16 protein-coding genes and 1 riboswitch are annotated in these 15,612 nt (G+C 51.8%); of the genes, 7 read left to right on the forward strand and 9 right to left on the reverse strand.

Annotated elements, in window-relative coordinates; all coding sequences use genetic code 11:
• Nucleotides 1–54: 54 nt before the first annotated feature.
• The 7 genes from EDC52_RS14310 to EDC52_RS14340 all read right to left on the reverse strand — a co-directional run bounded on the left by EDC52_RS14310 (nt 55) and on the right by EDC52_RS14340 (nt 6,158).
• On the reverse strand, nt 55–1,080 hold the full coding sequence (locus EDC52_RS14310; RefSeq protein ID WP_131866032.1) for a magnesium transporter: 1,026 nt from the start codon (nt 1,078–1,080) through the stop codon (nt 55–57).
• A 72-nt stretch (nt 1,081–1,152) separates the two neighbouring features.
• A riboswitch (M-box (ykoK) riboswitch) is annotated at nt 1,153–1,323 on the reverse strand.
• A gap of 244 nt (nt 1,324–1,567) precedes the next feature.
• Nucleotides 1,568–2,143 (reverse strand): TerD family protein, encoded by a 576-nt coding sequence (locus tag EDC52_RS14315; RefSeq protein ID WP_131866034.1) that lies wholly within the window; start codon nt 2,141–2,143, stop codon nt 1,568–1,570.
• 73 nt (nt 2,144–2,216) lie between these two features.
• The gene (locus tag EDC52_RS14320) at nt 2,217–2,795 is read right to left on the reverse strand and encodes a TerD family protein (protein ID WP_131866036.1); all 579 of its coding nucleotides are present in this window, start codon (nt 2,793–2,795) and stop codon (nt 2,217–2,219) included.
• 54 nt (nt 2,796–2,849) lie between these two features.
• Nucleotides 2,850–3,881: a TerC/Alx family metal homeostasis membrane protein gene (locus EDC52_RS14325; protein ID WP_131866038.1), complete on the reverse strand. Its 1,032-nt coding sequence runs from the start codon at nt 3,879–3,881 to the stop codon at nt 2,850–2,852.
• 12 nt (nt 3,882–3,893) lie between these two features.
• Nucleotides 3,894–4,349 (reverse strand): tellurite resistance TerB family protein, encoded by a 456-nt coding sequence (locus EDC52_RS14330; RefSeq protein ID WP_131866040.1) that lies wholly within the window; start codon nt 4,347–4,349, stop codon nt 3,894–3,896.
• 19 nt (nt 4,350–4,368) lie between these two features.
• Entirely contained in the window at nt 4,369–5,574 is a 1,206-nt protein-coding gene (locus EDC52_RS14335; protein ID WP_131866042.1) for a TerD family protein, read from the reverse strand.
• Entirely contained in the window at nt 5,574–6,158 is a 585-nt protein-coding gene (locus EDC52_RS14340) for a TerD family protein (RefSeq protein ID WP_131866044.1), read from the reverse strand. The genes EDC52_RS14335 and EDC52_RS14340 overlap by 1 nt, the downstream gene beginning before the upstream one ends.
• A 555-nt stretch (nt 6,159–6,713) precedes the next feature.
• Here EDC52_RS14340 and EDC52_RS14345 point away from each other — a divergent pair.
• From EDC52_RS14345 to EDC52_RS14365, 5 genes are read left to right on the forward strand one after another with little or no spacing between them, the layout of a single operon-like run.
• A complete protein-coding gene (locus tag EDC52_RS14345; protein WP_131866046.1) occupies nt 6,714–7,763 on the forward strand; it encodes an ATP-grasp domain-containing protein in 1,050 nt (349 codons plus the stop codon).
• A 7-nt stretch (nt 7,764–7,770) separates the two neighbouring features.
• Nucleotides 7,771–8,889 (forward strand): phosphoribosyltransferase domain-containing protein, encoded by a 1,119-nt coding sequence (locus EDC52_RS14350; RefSeq protein WP_131866047.1) that lies wholly within the window; start codon nt 7,771–7,773, stop codon nt 8,887–8,889.
• Entirely contained in the window at nt 8,882–9,646 is a 765-nt protein-coding gene (locus EDC52_RS14355; RefSeq protein ID WP_131866049.1) for a hypothetical protein, read from the forward strand. Before EDC52_RS14350 ends, EDC52_RS14355 begins: the two co-directional genes overlap by 8 nt.
• A gap of 10 nt (nt 9,647–9,656) precedes the next feature.
• Nucleotides 9,657–10,739 carry a cysteine protease StiP family protein gene (locus EDC52_RS14360; RefSeq protein ID WP_131866051.1) on the forward strand — a complete coding sequence of 361 codons (1,083 nt, stop codon included), beginning with the start codon at nt 9,657–9,659 and terminating at the stop codon, nt 10,737–10,739.
• Nucleotides 10,739–11,683 (forward strand): HpcH/HpaI aldolase/citrate lyase family protein, encoded by a 945-nt coding sequence (locus EDC52_RS14365; RefSeq protein ID WP_131866053.1) that lies wholly within the window; start codon nt 10,739–10,741, stop codon nt 11,681–11,683. Before EDC52_RS14360 ends, EDC52_RS14365 begins: the two co-directional genes overlap by 1 nt.
• Nucleotides 11,684–11,712: 29 nt before the next feature.
• On the opposite strand, the gene mdtI is transcribed toward EDC52_RS14365, so the two are convergent.
• On the reverse strand, nt 11,713–12,042 hold the full coding sequence (gene mdtI, locus EDC52_RS14370; protein ID WP_131866055.1) for a multidrug/spermidine efflux SMR transporter subunit MdtI: 330 nt from the start codon (nt 12,040–12,042) through the stop codon (nt 11,713–11,715).
• The gene (mdtJ, locus tag EDC52_RS14375; protein WP_131866057.1) at nt 12,029–12,394 is read right to left on the reverse strand and encodes a multidrug/spermidine efflux SMR transporter subunit MdtJ; all 366 of its coding nucleotides are present in this window, start codon (nt 12,392–12,394) and stop codon (nt 12,029–12,031) included. The genes mdtI and mdtJ overlap by 14 nt, the downstream gene beginning before the upstream one ends.
• A gap of 733 nt (nt 12,395–13,127) precedes the next feature.
• Between mdtJ and EDC52_RS14380 the strand changes: the two genes are divergently transcribed.
• Both EDC52_RS14380 and EDC52_RS14385 read left to right on the forward strand, forming a co-directional pair.
• On the forward strand, nt 13,128–14,645 hold the full coding sequence (locus EDC52_RS14380) for a sensor domain-containing diguanylate cyclase (protein WP_165911724.1): 1,518 nt from the start codon (nt 13,128–13,130) through the stop codon (nt 14,643–14,645).
• A gap of 213 nt (nt 14,646–14,858) precedes the next feature.
• A complete protein-coding gene (locus EDC52_RS14385; protein ID WP_230468064.1) occupies nt 14,859–15,557 on the forward strand; it encodes an extensin-like domain-containing protein in 699 nt (232 codons plus the stop codon).
• Nucleotides 15,558–15,612: the final 55 nt, after the last annotated feature.

Here is a 15,612-nt window from a genome sequence, read left to right on the forward strand (position 1 = left end):
TCAAGCAGGCTATCCATGGTCGGCAGGCATAATGTCCTGCCAAACTGCCTCGGGTCATCTCAACTCGGTCATCACCAGTTTGGCTATTTCGAAGTAGATTATCAGGCCGGTGCCATCAATGAAGGTGGCGATAAACGGGGCTGAAACAACTGCCGGGTCAACCTTGAAGCGCCTGAGGACCAAAGGAATGATTGATGAAACAATGGCACTCCATACGGTAATCGCTGCCAGACTTAAACAGACTACCAGGGTAATCTGGGGACCGACATCAAGGAACCAGGCGCGGATCCAGGCAACCATACCAATGGTTGTGGCGACCAGAAAGGACGTCGGGATCTCTTTTTTCAGCACCGTGCCGAGATTGCGCAGGCTGACTTCCCCCAGCGCCATGGCACGCACCAGCGTCGAGGTTATCTGTGTCCCGCTGTTTCCGCCGGTCCCTATCAACAATGGAATAAAGAAAGCCAGGGCAATGGCGGCTTCCAGCTGATCTTGGAAAGATTTCAGTACGGTACCGGTATAGGCTTCGGCTACAAATAACAGCATCAGCCAGGTGATACGCTTTTTCCATAATTGCCAAGGCGTGGTGGCCAGATAGGCGACATCCAACGGCAGGCTTGCCCCTTGGCGCTGGGCATCTTCCGTATCTTCATCCTTGATAAGGCGGGCAATGTCTTTTTCATTCAGCACCCCGACCAGTTGGCCCTGTGTGACCACCGGCACCATGCTGAATCCACCGCGGATGAGGATGTTTGCCACTTCGTGACGCTCTTGCTCTGGAGAAACCGAGAAAAAAGGTTGCCCCATTAATTCGGACACTGCGAGGGCAGTATCTGGCTCTGAGAAAAGTTTCTTAACCGAGAGTTGGCCAAATAAAAAAGAATTGTCGCCGGTAATGAATATCTGCGATGGTAATTCATCACCCGCTATATTATTTAGAATATGATCTCTTGCAACACCTACCGACATATTTCCCGGAATTGAGATGAAGTTTTCATCCATATAATAAGTGATGGTTGCGTCAGCGTTTTTTTCGCCAATAAAGAGGTCGTTATTCACTACTTGAGTTGAATGATGCATGATGGTCCCCATAATCTGTTGTAAACTGCAACAGTTCTCAATAGGGGCGTAAACCTGAAAATGGAGGCAGAAAGCCTATCTCCGCGTCAAGGTTTTGGCACTATACAACGTATCTTTATCACTAAAGAAGTTACTTGGGCTGAACCTTAATCCGATAAAGCCTGTCTTAACCTTGGGCGTCTCTCGACGTCGTCAGATCAGTAACCTGTGTTTGTATAGGAGCCTCGCCAAACGAGATACTGCATAATTAAAGCGCCCGAATTATAGGCTTTCAATCTGTTTTTAGATAACTAAGATCGACTATTGTTTAATAAGCATTTAGGAAGTGGCGATTATCTCGCGAATAAGACGTCAAAATAAATGAATGAGTTTAATCAGTGGTTGGCGTGCGGTACCAACAGGTGGCAGCAAATGGCAAGCGGGGGAATTAACCGCGGCAATAAAGCGCCCCGCCAAAAGGCGGGGCAGAAACGGCAATCGGCAATGATTAGATATTAACGCCGTGCTGGGAAGCCAGGGCCGCCAGTCCGCCGGCAAACCCCTGGCCGACGGCTTTAAACTTCCACTCTTCTCCATTACGGTAAAGTTCACCGAAGATCATCGCGGTCTCGGTGCTGGCATCTTCAGTCAGATCGAAGCGAGCGATCTCCTGATTATTGTCGTGATTAACCACGCGCATAAAGCTGTTGCTGGTCATGCCAAAATTCTGTTTACGTGATTCAGCTTCATGGATCGTCACGGCAAATACCAGTTTCTTGACGGCGGAGGGGACGTTGGTCAGGTCTATTTTGAGCTGTTCATCGTCACCATCGCCTTCACCCGTGCGGTTGTCGCCGAGATGCTCGACCGAACCGCATTCGCTTTTCTTGTTATTGAAGAAAATAAAAGCAGCGTCAGACAGGACTTTGCCATCATCGCCGACCATGAAAACCGAGGCATCCAGATCGAAGGCAGCGCCGTCGGTGACCCGCATATCCCAGCCCAGACCCGCGATAATCACTTTCAGGCCGGGAGCCTCTTTTGTCAGCGATACATTACCGCCTTTAACCAGGGAAACTGCCATCTTCAACTCCTTAATGAGATGAGGGTATCGGTCCGTCGCATGACGGACCGCAAAACGAGCATGTGCCGTGAATTCAGGAGGCGTTAACGCCGAATTGAGCACACATGGCCTGCAGGCCGCCAGCATAACCCTGGCCAACCGCGCGGAATTTCCATTCATTATTGTGGCGATACAGCTCGCCGAAAATCATGGCGGTTTCGGTTGACGCGTCTTCTGACAAATCATAGCGCGCCGCTTCGACGCCGGACTCTTCATTTACCAGTCGAATAAAGGCGCCTGAAACCATGCCAAAGCTCTGACGACGGCTGGCGGCATCGTGAATGGTCACGGTGAAAACGATTTTGTCTACATCGGCAGGCACCTGGGCCAAGGTGACTTTTAGCACCTCATCGTCACCATCACCGGCGCCGGTGCGGTTATCGCCGGTATGTTCAATCGATCCCTCAGCGGAGCGAAGGTTGTTGTAAAAGATAAAGTCAGCGTCGCTGCGTACTTTGCCGTTTGCCGCCAGGATAAAAGCGGATGCGTCCAGATCGAAGTCTTGTCCGTCAGTGGAGCGGGTATCCCAGCCCAGGCCGATCAACACTTTACGCATTGAGGGGTCTGTTTTAGTCAGTGAGACGTTGCCGCCTTTTGATAAAGACACACTCATGGTTTAATCCTCTTTTTGGCTAATTAATTGACATCGTAAGTTATTTCCGGCCGGTTAATCTTTAACGTCCGGTTTGCCGGGGAACAACCAACTGGCCACGATGCCGACCGCCAGAACCACCAGAACAACGATAAGGCTGGCCGTGGCGGATATGGCGTAATCATGGTGCCAGATATGCGCGGTCGCGTTTAACCCCAGTTTGAAAGCAATAAAGAACAGCAGGACGATAACCGCCTTTTCCAGATGCACCAGATACTGCTTCATGGCTTCCAGCACGAAATACAGCGTACGCAGGCCCAGAATGGCAAACATCATGGCGCTGTATACGATAAGCGGCTCGCGGCTGACCGCTATGACTGCTGGCACTGAATCGAAGGCGAACATCACATCCGACAGCTCAACCACCGCCAGGCACAACATCAGCGGCGTGGCGTAAAAGGTGGCTTTCTGGGTAAAACTTTTCTTAAGCTCGCTGTTTTCGGGTTTAACCAGTTCGGCATCCACTTCTTTTTGCGTCAGCAAAAAGGTATTGCTGGACAGTTTTGGCCAAATCGGGAAAAACCGCTTCACCAGTCGGTAAGCAAAATGCTGGGAATAATCCTCGATTTCGTCGTCGTCGTCGCCGCTTTTGATCATCATCACCGCCGTCCAGCCAACGATCACCGCGAACAGCAGCTCCACCCAGGGACCCAGCATCAGCAGGCCGGTACCGATGGCGACAAAAATGCCGCGGAATACGATAGCGCCAATAATGCCCCAATATAGGACGCGGTGACGGTAACCATCCGGAACGGCGAACCAGGAAAAAATCGCCATCATCACGAACAGGTTATCAACCGAGAGGACTTTCTCCAGCGCGTAACCGGTAACAAACAGACTTGCGGTTTCCGCACCATGATGAATATAGAGAAAGCCTGCGAACAACAATGAAACCAGGATCCAGAATAAAGACCAAAGAACTGCGCTCTTGAACGGAATCGGTTTGTTGCCCCGATGCATAAATAGATCGATGAAAATGGCACCAACCGACAGCACCACGAACACGGCGACGGTCTCGAGCGGAAAACCTAAATGGGAAGATTGCATGTTTCAGTCTGCTTAAAGTTGATAATCTGCGGGCGAAAGGCCCAGTGCTAAACATATCTCCCTGGCGGTCGCCTGTTCGGCGCTGTCAAAATCGCCGTCGCTTTTGGCAACCGCTATCCCGACACGCAGCGCCAGTTGAGCGGCGTCAGGTTGATCTTTAAGGCGAAGGATAAATTTCATTGCTTCACCCTTGCCGATATCTTTATCGAAATCGAAGTTGGCGGTCAGTTTGTTAAAGAAATCGATGACATCATGGGTATCGAATACGCCCAGTTCAGGCGAGCTTTTGATAAATGCCATCATCTTCTGCTTTTCTTCCGCGCCGGCTCCGTTACTTGACATGGCTATGGCTGCGCATACCGCCACGGTGCCTTCCATGAACTTACGGTTCTTGAAGCGTCCTACCTGATTTTTCAATTCAGTCCTGCCGCCTTCAAACGCCGTTTTTACTTTATTGAAAAATGACATTGCAGTTACTCCTGTTGAATTAGTCTTTGCTGCCGCGGCTCCAGTTGAAGCCCCAGTTAAATGCGTTGTCCATTTTTTTATGACCGGCAAAGTACTGATTAATTCGCTCTACCTGAATCGCGCCGTTGCGATTTACCAATCGGGCGATAGCGCACATGCCCATTCCGCGCTCGCCTTCGGTCATACGGGTTTCAATCGGCGGTTGATCAGGTATGTGCAGCGTGACTACACCGTCGGTGCTGCCCCAGTTAGGCGCCCCTTCGTAGATAAAAGCGTAAATAAGTACTTCTTCAATGTCCTTCCAGCGGCGACCATTGATATCAAGCCATTCGCCATCGGAGACGGCGCCGGTGCGATCATCACCCTGCAGTTTCACGTAAGGTTGGTCATCAAAATTGCCAAATGCATTACCCAACGCCTGGATAACGTGCTTGCCGCCATCACGGGTGCGGACAAATGCGCCCAAATCCAAATCAACCCCTTTGCTGGATGAGGAACCAAAAATCCCTCCCAATAAGCCTTTGGGCTGTCCCTGGGCCTGGGTACCCCGATTCCAGTTCAGGTTGATGCGTATCTTGCCAAAGTCGTCCTTCTTCTCCAGGCTGATACTGGGCTTCTCTTTGGTCAGGGAGACCTTGCTGAGATTAACCGGCCTGGGGACAGGCGATGGGGCGGGTGGCGGCGTAGGCGCCGGAGGAGGCGTGGCGTTGCTCGCCGTCGGCACATCCTCCGCTGCAACGTCGATGCCGTAAAGCTCAGCCAGTGGTTTCAGCCCGCCCTGGAAGCCTTGGGCCACCAGCCGAAATTTCCACTCATTATTGCGCCGATAAAGCTCACCCAGAATCAGCGCCGCTTCATTGCGCCCACTGATATCAATATGGCCGCGCAGCAAAATATTGCCTGTCTGTTCAACCTGTATGCTCAGTGAAGACAGGCCGCTCACGTTCTGTCCGGCTTCACAAGACAGGGTAAAAGCCACTTTCTGCACCTCGGCGCGCATCTTGATAAGGTCTACATTGAAGGTGGTATTAGTGCCTTCATGGGTGAGTTCCACGGTGCGGTCGTCATTGTATTTTTGACCATAAAAAACCATGTCACTGTCGCCATTGACTTTACCATTGGCATATAAGCGAAAAGCGCTGATATCAGCGGCACGCCCGGAAATAATCCGGACAGTCAGCAGGGCGGTGCTTACCGCCGCGTTTCCTCCAGGCGTCAATTCCATCAGCGTAATACCTCTTCCTTGATTTCAGGCAGCATATCTTCGACCGTACGTCCACGGCAGGCTTTACCGTGGGCCTTGAATACCCATTCGCCGCCTTGGCGGGACAGCGAAGCAATCAGAATACCGGTGTGGGAGCCTTGTTCGGCCAGCTTATAATTGACCAGTTCTTCCCGGCCATTGTTCACAACGCGGCAGAAGGCATTGTCCACATCATTGAAGCTTTGTCCGCGAAAGCTGTTTACCGTAATGGCAATGTATTCGACCGCGGCGGGAAGACGCGTCAGGTCGACATTGATCACTTCGTCATCTCCATCGCCTTCACCGGTCAGGTTATCGCCCTGGTGTACCACTGACCCACATTTTGAGGTCAACTGCCGAAACCAAATCTGATCGGTTACCTGGCCCTGGGCATCCAGCAGGACGCAAGAAGCGTCTAAATCAATCGAACCGCCTCCTCCGCGCAATGCAGCGAAGAACCCGCTTTTTTTAATCGGATCCCACCCCAGGCCAATGTTAATTACGCTCAGCGCGGATGCGGACGTTTTGCTCAATGAAACGGTCTGATTCTTTTGCAGCGAAACCATTTTTTAGCCTCTTGTTTGATGTAACAAACTATTTAATACTTTACTTTCTATTCATATTTACCGCAATAATGTCTAGTATTCAGATCATTGATAACACAGATCTGTTAATTAGGCTGTTAATTAGTTCAAATGGCAGTAATTTATGAGTAAGTAACTGATAACATTTGATTTGATTTATCAGGTTCAGGCGCCGCAATCAGATAATTCCTAACCGAAACGTAAAGAACAGTACAACCCTTCCTTGGCCCGGTGTGACGAAGATCAGCCGGTCGTTCGGTTGTTTTTGACCAGTCCGCTGTCGCGCGAATCGGGCCGGCGTGATAAATGATCCGGCGGATAACCCGTGAGCAATTTGGAACTTAAGTTTCCAGTTGTTATCACAGGAGATATATTGGCTTTATAAGGTTTGTTGTTCGTCACATTTCCGTTATAACGGCGGAGACGGGAAAGCATTCATTTTATTTAGTTTAATTTATTGAAATTTATGAAAAGTAATGACGCTATCTATGGAAAAAGGATGGTTTCCTCCGTTCTGTCAGCTAGGTGTGAGAAACAATGAAGCCGAGTATCTGGTTCGTGGAAGGACTTTCGTCCCAACGAGAAATCCTGCAGTTGGCAAAGCAGGTGGTGGGTGATAAAGGGCAGGTTTTAGCCTCTCATCGCCAGTTAAGGCCGGAGATTCTGTCTGTTGCTGATTGGGGATTTATCGAGCCTGAATCCGATCATCAACGTTTACAAATAATTACAGAGACAGTGGCAAAGTTTCAGGTTAAAGCCATTGTTGCGGGTCGTAATTGCCAGTGGTTTGAGCAACACCGGCGACAGATTGAGCAAACCGGGACACGTGTCATTACCGGCGCCACATCGCTGGCAACCCATCAATTGGCGGACGATAAACTGCGTTTTGCCGAATTGATGGCGGGTTATCAACTGCCGGTGGTGCCGGCGATCCTTATTGAGGAAGCCGGTGAGCTGCGCCGTCAACTGGCGCTCAGACCTTTCGGCGACGCTGCGGTTTGTATCAAACCGGTGACCGGTATTTATGGCATGGGATTCTGGCGCTTTGATGATAACTGTTCACCGATGGCGTGCTTTAGCTCTCCTGAGCAGCGTCGAGTAAGCCCCAATATCTATTTACAGATCCTGGAGCAGGCGCCGCTAACGGCACCCATGATGCTGATGCCTTACCTGCCAGGGCCGGAGTATTCGGTCGATATGCTGGTTGAACAGGGCAGGGTCATCGCCGCCGTCGGACGGCGCAAGCAGGACGGTTGCCAGTATCTTGAAAATCAGGGGCCGGCTATCGATTTAGCCAGACACTGTGCCCGTATTTTACAGGCTGACGGACTGGTGAATGTACAGACTCGCAACGACAGCCGGGCTAAGCCCGTGCTGCTTGAAATCAACCTGCGGCCCTCCGGCGGCATTGGTTACACCCGCCACAGCGGAGTGAATCTGCCGGGACTGCTGACGCTGCGCCAGCTTTCACTTGTTACCCAGAGCCAGGCGGAAGCTATGGCCCTACAGGCCTTTTCCCCGGCCACTGTTCGTGCCATTTCCGATTCAGTAAATGTGACCGGCCTGCAATTTCCAGCTATTCCATAAGGAAGCCATGTACCAGAAAACATTATCCACCGGCACGTTGACTGTCACTCCCCGGGCCGGCGCATGGGACCTTGATGCACTATTTGACATCGCCGAGCGTAACAACCCGAAGCGATCCTTCCTGTTTGTCAGTAAAGTGCTGGGACGGCATATTCCAGTCAGGCCGGCGGTGATGCGTTCGGTATATGTTGATTTAGCCTGCCGATTGCCGGCAGATCTCACCGGACCGGTGGTATTTATCGGCATGGCCGAGACCGCGGTCGGCCTGGCGGCCGGCGTATTTCAGGAAGCGCGCAAGTGGTTAACGGAAAGCGTGCTGCTGACCACGACCCGTCATCCTGCCGCCAATGGACGCTTGTTGTGCGAATTTCAGGAAAGTCACAGCCATGCTACCGATCATCTGGTCTACTGGCCTGCCGACGAGGAAAATGTCCAATTATTCCAGCGGGCTGAAACCCTGGTGCTGATAGACGATGAGGCAACTACCGGCAATACCTTCGCCAACTTGCTCAGTGCTCTTGCCGCAAGGGGGCATAACCAGTTTTGTCGCGTGATTACCGTTACGCTGACCGACTGGTCAGATAATGCTTTGTCAACGCGTACTGATCTGCCGGTGCAGCCGATCGCGCTGGCTTTTGGCGACTGGCACTGGCAGGCCCGGCCGGATGCGCCGATACCGGTAATGCCAGATGTCAATGTGACCGCTACCGGCAGTGTCAATATCAGCTCGCGCCAGAGCTGGGGCCGTCTGGGGATGACCGATACGCAGGACGATCTGGGCGCCGATCTCGTCACTGCGCCGGGCGAGCGGATCCTGATTCTGGGCAGCAGCGAATTCATCTGGTTGCCGTTCCTGCTGGCAGAACGTCTTGCCCGCCAGGGGGCAGAGGCCTATTTCTCATCAATCACCCGTTCCCCCATCGCCCAGGGTCATGCCATACAGTCGATCATGGCATTCAGGGATAACTACGGCCTGGGAATTCCTAATTTTCTTTACAACGTCATTCATCAGCGATGGGACCGGATCATTATCGGCTGCGAGACACCGGCTGCGTCGATCGATCCGGCGTTCCTGGACCAGTTGCGTACGGTTGCTCAACGGGTAGAGGTGATTGCCTATGACTAAGCCGGTATTCCTGGTCGATCTGGACGATACCTTGTTTCAGACCCAACGCAAAATGCGCGACGAACTGGGACAGATCCCTTGGCGGGTAGGCGCGCTGGACAGACAGAATCAGTGTCGCAGTTTTATGACTGAAGAACAGGCGATGCTGGTGGACTGGTTGCTGGAACAGGCCGATCTGATTCCGGTAACCGCGCGCGGAACCGAGGAAATCAGCCGCGTTACCATCAATTTCACCTCGTGGGCGGTCACCACGCACGGGGCGGTGATTCTGACACCGGCTGGCCTGGCCGATGCCGGCTGGCAGGATATCGTCCTGTCCAGGCTGGCCAGCTATAGCCATCGTATCCTTGATATGCAATCGGGCATCACCCGCCTGCTGGCCAGCCGCAACATCGATGGCTGGGCGCGTATCAACCATGAGTATGACGGTACGCCGATTTATCTGGTGATGAAGCATCGGGACAGCAGCCGGCTGGATGAACTTTACGCCGTGGCGGACCAGGTCGCAGAGCAATTCAGCCTTGAGGGATTTTATGTTCATCGCAATGGCAATAATGTTGCCTGGCTGCCCACTTGTATCGACAAGGGACAAGCGGTGGCTTACCTGCTGGAGCGGCTTCGTGCCGAACGCGGCGTCTTCCCGATCATCGGTCTGGGAGACAGCCTGAGCGATCACCATTTTCTCAGATTATGCACCTGGTTTGGCATGCCTTCCCAAAGTCAGTTTGCCAATCGTATCCAATCGCTCTTTTCATGAAGGATTGCCAATGACAACAGTGGTTACGCCATTTTCTGGGACGTATCTGCCCGGTGATGTTGAATTCCTGCTGCGACCGGTGCAGCTTGAAATGACGCCGGTTGAAGAAAAGGAAACGTTGATACAGTCGGGCGCCAGACATTATTCAGACATGCTCAGCCAGGAGCCAGAGCCTTCGGCCGCCCATTTGGCGCTGTTCGAGCAGGCGCTGGCGCAGGGTGCCGATCGGTTAGCGCGGGAAGTCGCGGGACTGGCTGCGGCGCTGGCTGAGCGTTTTGGCGATACGCCGATTATTCTGGTCAGTCTGGTCAGGGCAGGCGTTCCGCTGGGCGTGATGCTCCAGCAGGCTTTACGCGACATGGGCCGGGCTTCATTCCATTACGGTATCAGCATCATTCGCGATCGGGGAATCGACCCGATTGCGTTGTCGCATATCGAGCAGCGACATGGTACGGATGGCATCGTGTTTGTCGATGGCTGGACCGGAAAAGGCGCTATCGGTAGCGAACTGCAACGCTCGTTGAGCCGCCGACCGGGTTATGGACCTGAGCCTCGATTGGCGGTATTGGCCGACCCGTGCGGCAATGCCTGGCTTGCCGCCTCCCTTGATGACTGGCTGATTCCCTTCGGCATTTTGGGGGCGCCGGTTTCCGGCCTGGTGTCCAGATCGCTGTGGTCAGAGGATAACCTACATGGCTGCGTCATCTGCCACCACCTGAGCGGCTATGATTGCAGCCGGCGACTGGTTGATAACGTAGCCCGACGACGGGCGATGCTCAGCGCTGGCGAGGCAACCGCCGCCCTTTGGGCGATGCAGAGCAAACCTGAATTATTCGCCGCCAGTGCAGCGGTGGTCAGTCTGCTGGCCGCACGCTATGACATCAGCAGCCGCAATCGTATCAAACCCGGCATTGCCGAGGCTACCCGCGCCGTCTTGCGCCGCGTGCCTGATCATATCCTGGTCAGGCGTCTTGATGATCCTGATGTCGCGTTGCTGGCCCATTTGGCGGGACAGAAAAACCTGGAAATCACCGAAATGGGCGATCTATTGGGGCCCTATCGTGCAGTCACCATTATCAAAAAGGTACTGTAATGAATACACTTTCACCCAATAGCCTGGGCGCGACGCTTTACATGCCCGCTACCCGGCACGATATTGTCGATGTGGTGCTGAACAATAAAATTCCCGGCTTACGCTCGTTGGTGATTTGTCTGGAAGATGCAGTCAGTGAGATTGATGTACCGCTGGCACTGCGAAACCTGCATCCGATTACCGACCGACTGGCCTCGGCCGGGTACCATTCGGCCCAGCCGGTCGTGTTTATCCGGCCACGCGATGCCGATATGGGCGATTACCTGACGCAACATTATAATCTTAAAGGTATCGCCGGCCTGGTGCTGCCGAAATTTACCCATGCTTCCCTGGCGCGGTGGGAACGGATCCTCAGCGGCAGCCACCTGTACTGGATGCCGACGCTTGAGACCGAAGAAGTATTCGACGTGGTCCAGATGCGCGAGCTGGCGCTGGCCTTGAGCGAGCATGCCTGCCGCGATCGTATCCTGGCGCTGCGCATCGGTGGCAATGATTTGATGAATATCCTGGCGCTGCGCCGCTCCAGAGACTCGACGCTGTATGACGGACCGATGGGCTATGTGATTAAGATGCTGGTCAGCGTGTTTGGCGCCAGAAATTTTTCCCTGACTGCGCCGGTGTGCGAATTGATCGATAATCCGTCGATGCTTGAGAAAGAACTGCGGCAGGACATTGAACATGGCATGGTAGGCAAAACGGCTATACATCCCTGTCAGATAGCCCCGATTCATCAGGCGCTGATGGTCAGCCAGACTGATCATCAGGATGCGCTCAGGATAATGAACTCCAACCAAGCGGTGTTCAAGCATAATGGCGCGATGTGTGAGCCGGCGACCCACAAACGTTGGGCGAACAGCATCATGCTCCGCTCTCAATTCTTTGGCGTTAGTCCGTCGGTCGGGCAGGTCAGCGGCAAAACTTTGCTGCTCGGTAGCAATCAATGAACCCGCAGTCGGCCGTTCCGGCGGCGGTATCAGGCCAGTTTGATCATTACCATGCCGGCCAGCAGCAAACCGAGCCCGATCCATCCCCGGACGTTGATGCGCTGGTTGAACATGATCCAGCCGGCGGCGATGGTCGCCGCTATACCAAAGCCGCCCCAGAGCGCATAGGCGATAGACAAGTCCATTCCCTTCACCGCCTGCGCCAGGGCGCTAAAGGCGCCAAGCACCGCGACCAGGGACAGCATGCCCATCGTCAGCTTTTTGAAGCCATCAGATAATTTCAGAAATATATTGGCGATTATTTCAAGCACAATAGCCAGCGCCAGAAATCCATAGGAATACAGATCAGACGGCGACATGTTTATCTCCCTGGACTGAGGTGAGTTTATCACTGGAAGCACTGATTTTTAGCAGCAATATGCCGGCAATCAAGACAGCTAAACCTAATATTTTAAGCAAAGAAATAGGTTCATCAAACCATAGAACGCTGCAAAGTGTTATAAAAAGAATGCCTATGCCTTCCCATAATGCATAGGCCACGCCCAGTGCTATTTTTTTGACTGCCAGAGAAAGCAGTATATAAGAAACGGTGATCATCACGTACATGGCAATGTGGCCGGTCATTCCACCACTCACGCTGGCATGTTTCATTGATAAGGTGCCGGTAATCTCGGCCAGAATGGCAAACCCCAGATATATCCAATAGATCATAAAAACTCTCACTATGCGAAATTAGGTACATTAAGCATGAAATATAATTACGCTTGGCCGAGAATAATAAACATAGCTGAGCGAAAAATTAATTGGATTGCTTAATATAAAATATAATGGATTCGAAATAATATCAGTGGGTAGCGTTGATATTTATACGATCCGTTTGCATAAGAGAGGCGCTAAAGTTCACTGCACCAGTGATGCTCGCTGGCAAGAATAGTAGGGAGAAAAAGCGGACTGATCAGGATTTTGTGGATGATGCCGTTGCTCATTTTCATAAATTTTTTATTTTTCAGTCACACACCGTGTGATTTGTCTAATATCCTCAAGGAAAAAATCTAATACAAGATAACTCTAACATGGCCCTGTGAGGGAGTAAAGGGGCAGTTTTGAGTTCGGACTGAGAGATAAGCATTTTGATATTATGCACTTAGGTAAACTATTCTTTTTCTTTTTAACGTCAGCCTTTTAAATCTACTCTCATATAAGTTGTTAGAAGTAAAAGAATTTATGTTGAAAGGTTTCTGCTCGTTCTTTACGGTCAAAGGGTGGGTTTTGCAGCAGTTCAAGCAGTCAGAATATTCAGCCGTTGTTCATTTCCGATACTGGTTTGCCTCATAGTAAAAAAGTATATGTCTAGGCTACACTAGATGAATGTGAACTTTTATTTTTCGATTATGGCGGCAACGACATTATGGTATCTCAGCCTGAACCTGCGAAAGAACCCGCTGTGAACTCCTCATTGCAACTGATGATTATGCTGTTGATCATCTGCATTGTTCTGGCGATCCTTGGGCTCAACGCCTGGTCAATGTTGGCGTCTTATCAACGGGATATTCGTGAAACCGAGGAAAATGCCACTAATCTGGCATTGTCGCTTTCACGTCAGGCAGAAGATACTTTTCTCCAGGTTGACATTACGCTGCGTGACCTGGCCGAACGTATTGAAAACAGTAGCGATGACCCCGCCAGCCTCGTTCCACTGCAAGAAATCATGAAGACCAAAAATGAGAACTTACCTCAAGTGCTGGGTATTTTCTTTTACGGCAATACCGGTAAATGGTTGGCCACCAGCAGCGGTGAAGCAAACCCCACCGGCGATAACTCGGATCGCGCTTATTTTAGATACCACCAAACGCACGACACTGTTGAGATGCATATTGATAACGTTGTCAAAAGCCGCTCGACCGGGCAGTTCATTATTCCCGTTTCGAGAAGAATAAATAACGCAGATGGCAGCTTCAGAGGGGTTCTGCTGGCCACGGTCGCGGTAGATTACTTTAAGCAGTACTACGGTTATTTTTCCTTGAGCCAAAATGATGTCCTGTCGCTACTGATCGCGGATGGACATGTTCTCTATGGCAGGCCTTACATGGACCGGGTGATGGGTAAAGATATGTCGGTAAGCCCACTGTTTAAACGCTATCTGGCTGATTCGACCTTCGGCACAGCCACTTTTATCTCAGCATTGGACGGTATTGAACGTATTTATGGCTATGCCCGCCTCAAACGTTACCCCCTGGTTGTGGCAGCTGGTTACGATAAGGCCGACCGGATAAAACAGTGGCGAAATGACAGTATCGGGCATGCAATCGGCAGCCTGATGCTTATTATGATTATCTGCGCGCTGGGATATGTCATTATTCGACAGGTACGCGAAGGTATGGTCACCCAGTATGAATTGGTCAAGGTACGTAATCAGCTTATGCAACTGAACAGTAATCTGGAAATGATGGCGATGATTGATGGCTTGACCGGTCTGTCCAACCGACGCTTTTTTGATCTATCCCTGGATGAGCACCTCAGACAGGCCTTTATGCATAAACGCCCGCTGGCGCTTATTCTACTGGATGTTGATTACTTCAAAAATTATAACGACCGTTATGGCCATGTGGCGGGTGATATCTGCCTGCAAAATGTTGGCGATATTCTGCGGCATTTACCGGGCAGGAAAAATGATGTTGTGGCCCGCTACGGCGGTGAGGAATTTGCCATTATTTTGCCCGATACCGATATCCATACCGCCTTGACGGTTGCAGAGAATATTGTCCACTTGGTACGCCAGCGCCGAATCCCCCATGAATCATCTCAGCTGCCCAGCGGCGTGGTCACTATCAGCGCAGGCGTATTTGCCGCGATCCCGACGACAGCCGATGAAGATAAGCGCCACATGATCGCCCATGCTGACAAGGCGCTTTATCTGGCAAAAAGTTCAGGGCGGGATTGCGCAAAAATATCTCAAATATAAGTTACCCATTACGGCACATCTTTTTATACTGATCAATACATAATGATATTGATCTCTCCTCACTTCGGCAGTATGATTAAATTATCGATCATTAATTATTAAACGCATTGGCAATCGGCAAACAAGTGATAAATGCCGGGTTTGCTATCTATACTGATACCCAGGGTCGGAGCCATTAGCCGACTATGCATGAGAATCAGGAGACAGCAACGAGTGAGATGGCTGGCAGGTATTGTGATTTTGGCATTGTTGGTCTGGGCAGCGCTTCCCAAGCTGAGACCCTATCTGCCACCGGGCTATGATCCACTGGCCCCCTTGTCGGTGGACGATCCACCGACTTTTGTGACCCGCTATAAACTCAGGCAATTGTCGGCGGATATTCCGGCCTGTCTCGAGGTGCTGGCGCAGGCGCGGCAGGCAGGGAGAATCTCTTATAGCCTGCCCGGCGATACCAAGGGAACCTGCCCGCTGGCAAGCCCGGTGCGGGTCCAGGGATTCGGGCCGGTTTCGCTCAGTTCCAGCTTTTTGGCGAGTTGTCCGCTGGCGCTCAGCAGCGCCATGTTTGTTTCCCAGTCGGCCAGGCCTCAGGCGCAGGCGGTTTTGGGAACAGCCCTGACCAGGGTAGATCATCTGGGCAGCTATGCCTGCCGTACCATCTATAGCCGGCCAGGGGCAAGGTTGAGCGAGCATGCCAGCGCCGAAGCGCTGGACTTATCGGCGTTTCGTTTTGCGGATGGTCGGCGGGTAACCGTGCTGGCAGGCTGGCAGCAGGAGGGTCAGCCAACTGCATATCTCAAGACAATCTTTAGCCAGAGTTGTCGCTATTACGGTAATTCGATTGGTCCAGACTATAACACTGCTCATGCAAACCATTTCCATCTCGGAATGCGTGGCTTCGGGGTATGCCGCTAGATAGCGTCAGCGCGACCGGCATAACCTTAACGATTCGCATCCCGCACGCCATGCG

This window comes from Biostraticola tofi (assembly GCF_004343195.1).
Lineage (GTDB): Bacteria > Pseudomonadota > Gammaproteobacteria > Enterobacterales > Enterobacteriaceae > Biostraticola > Biostraticola tofi.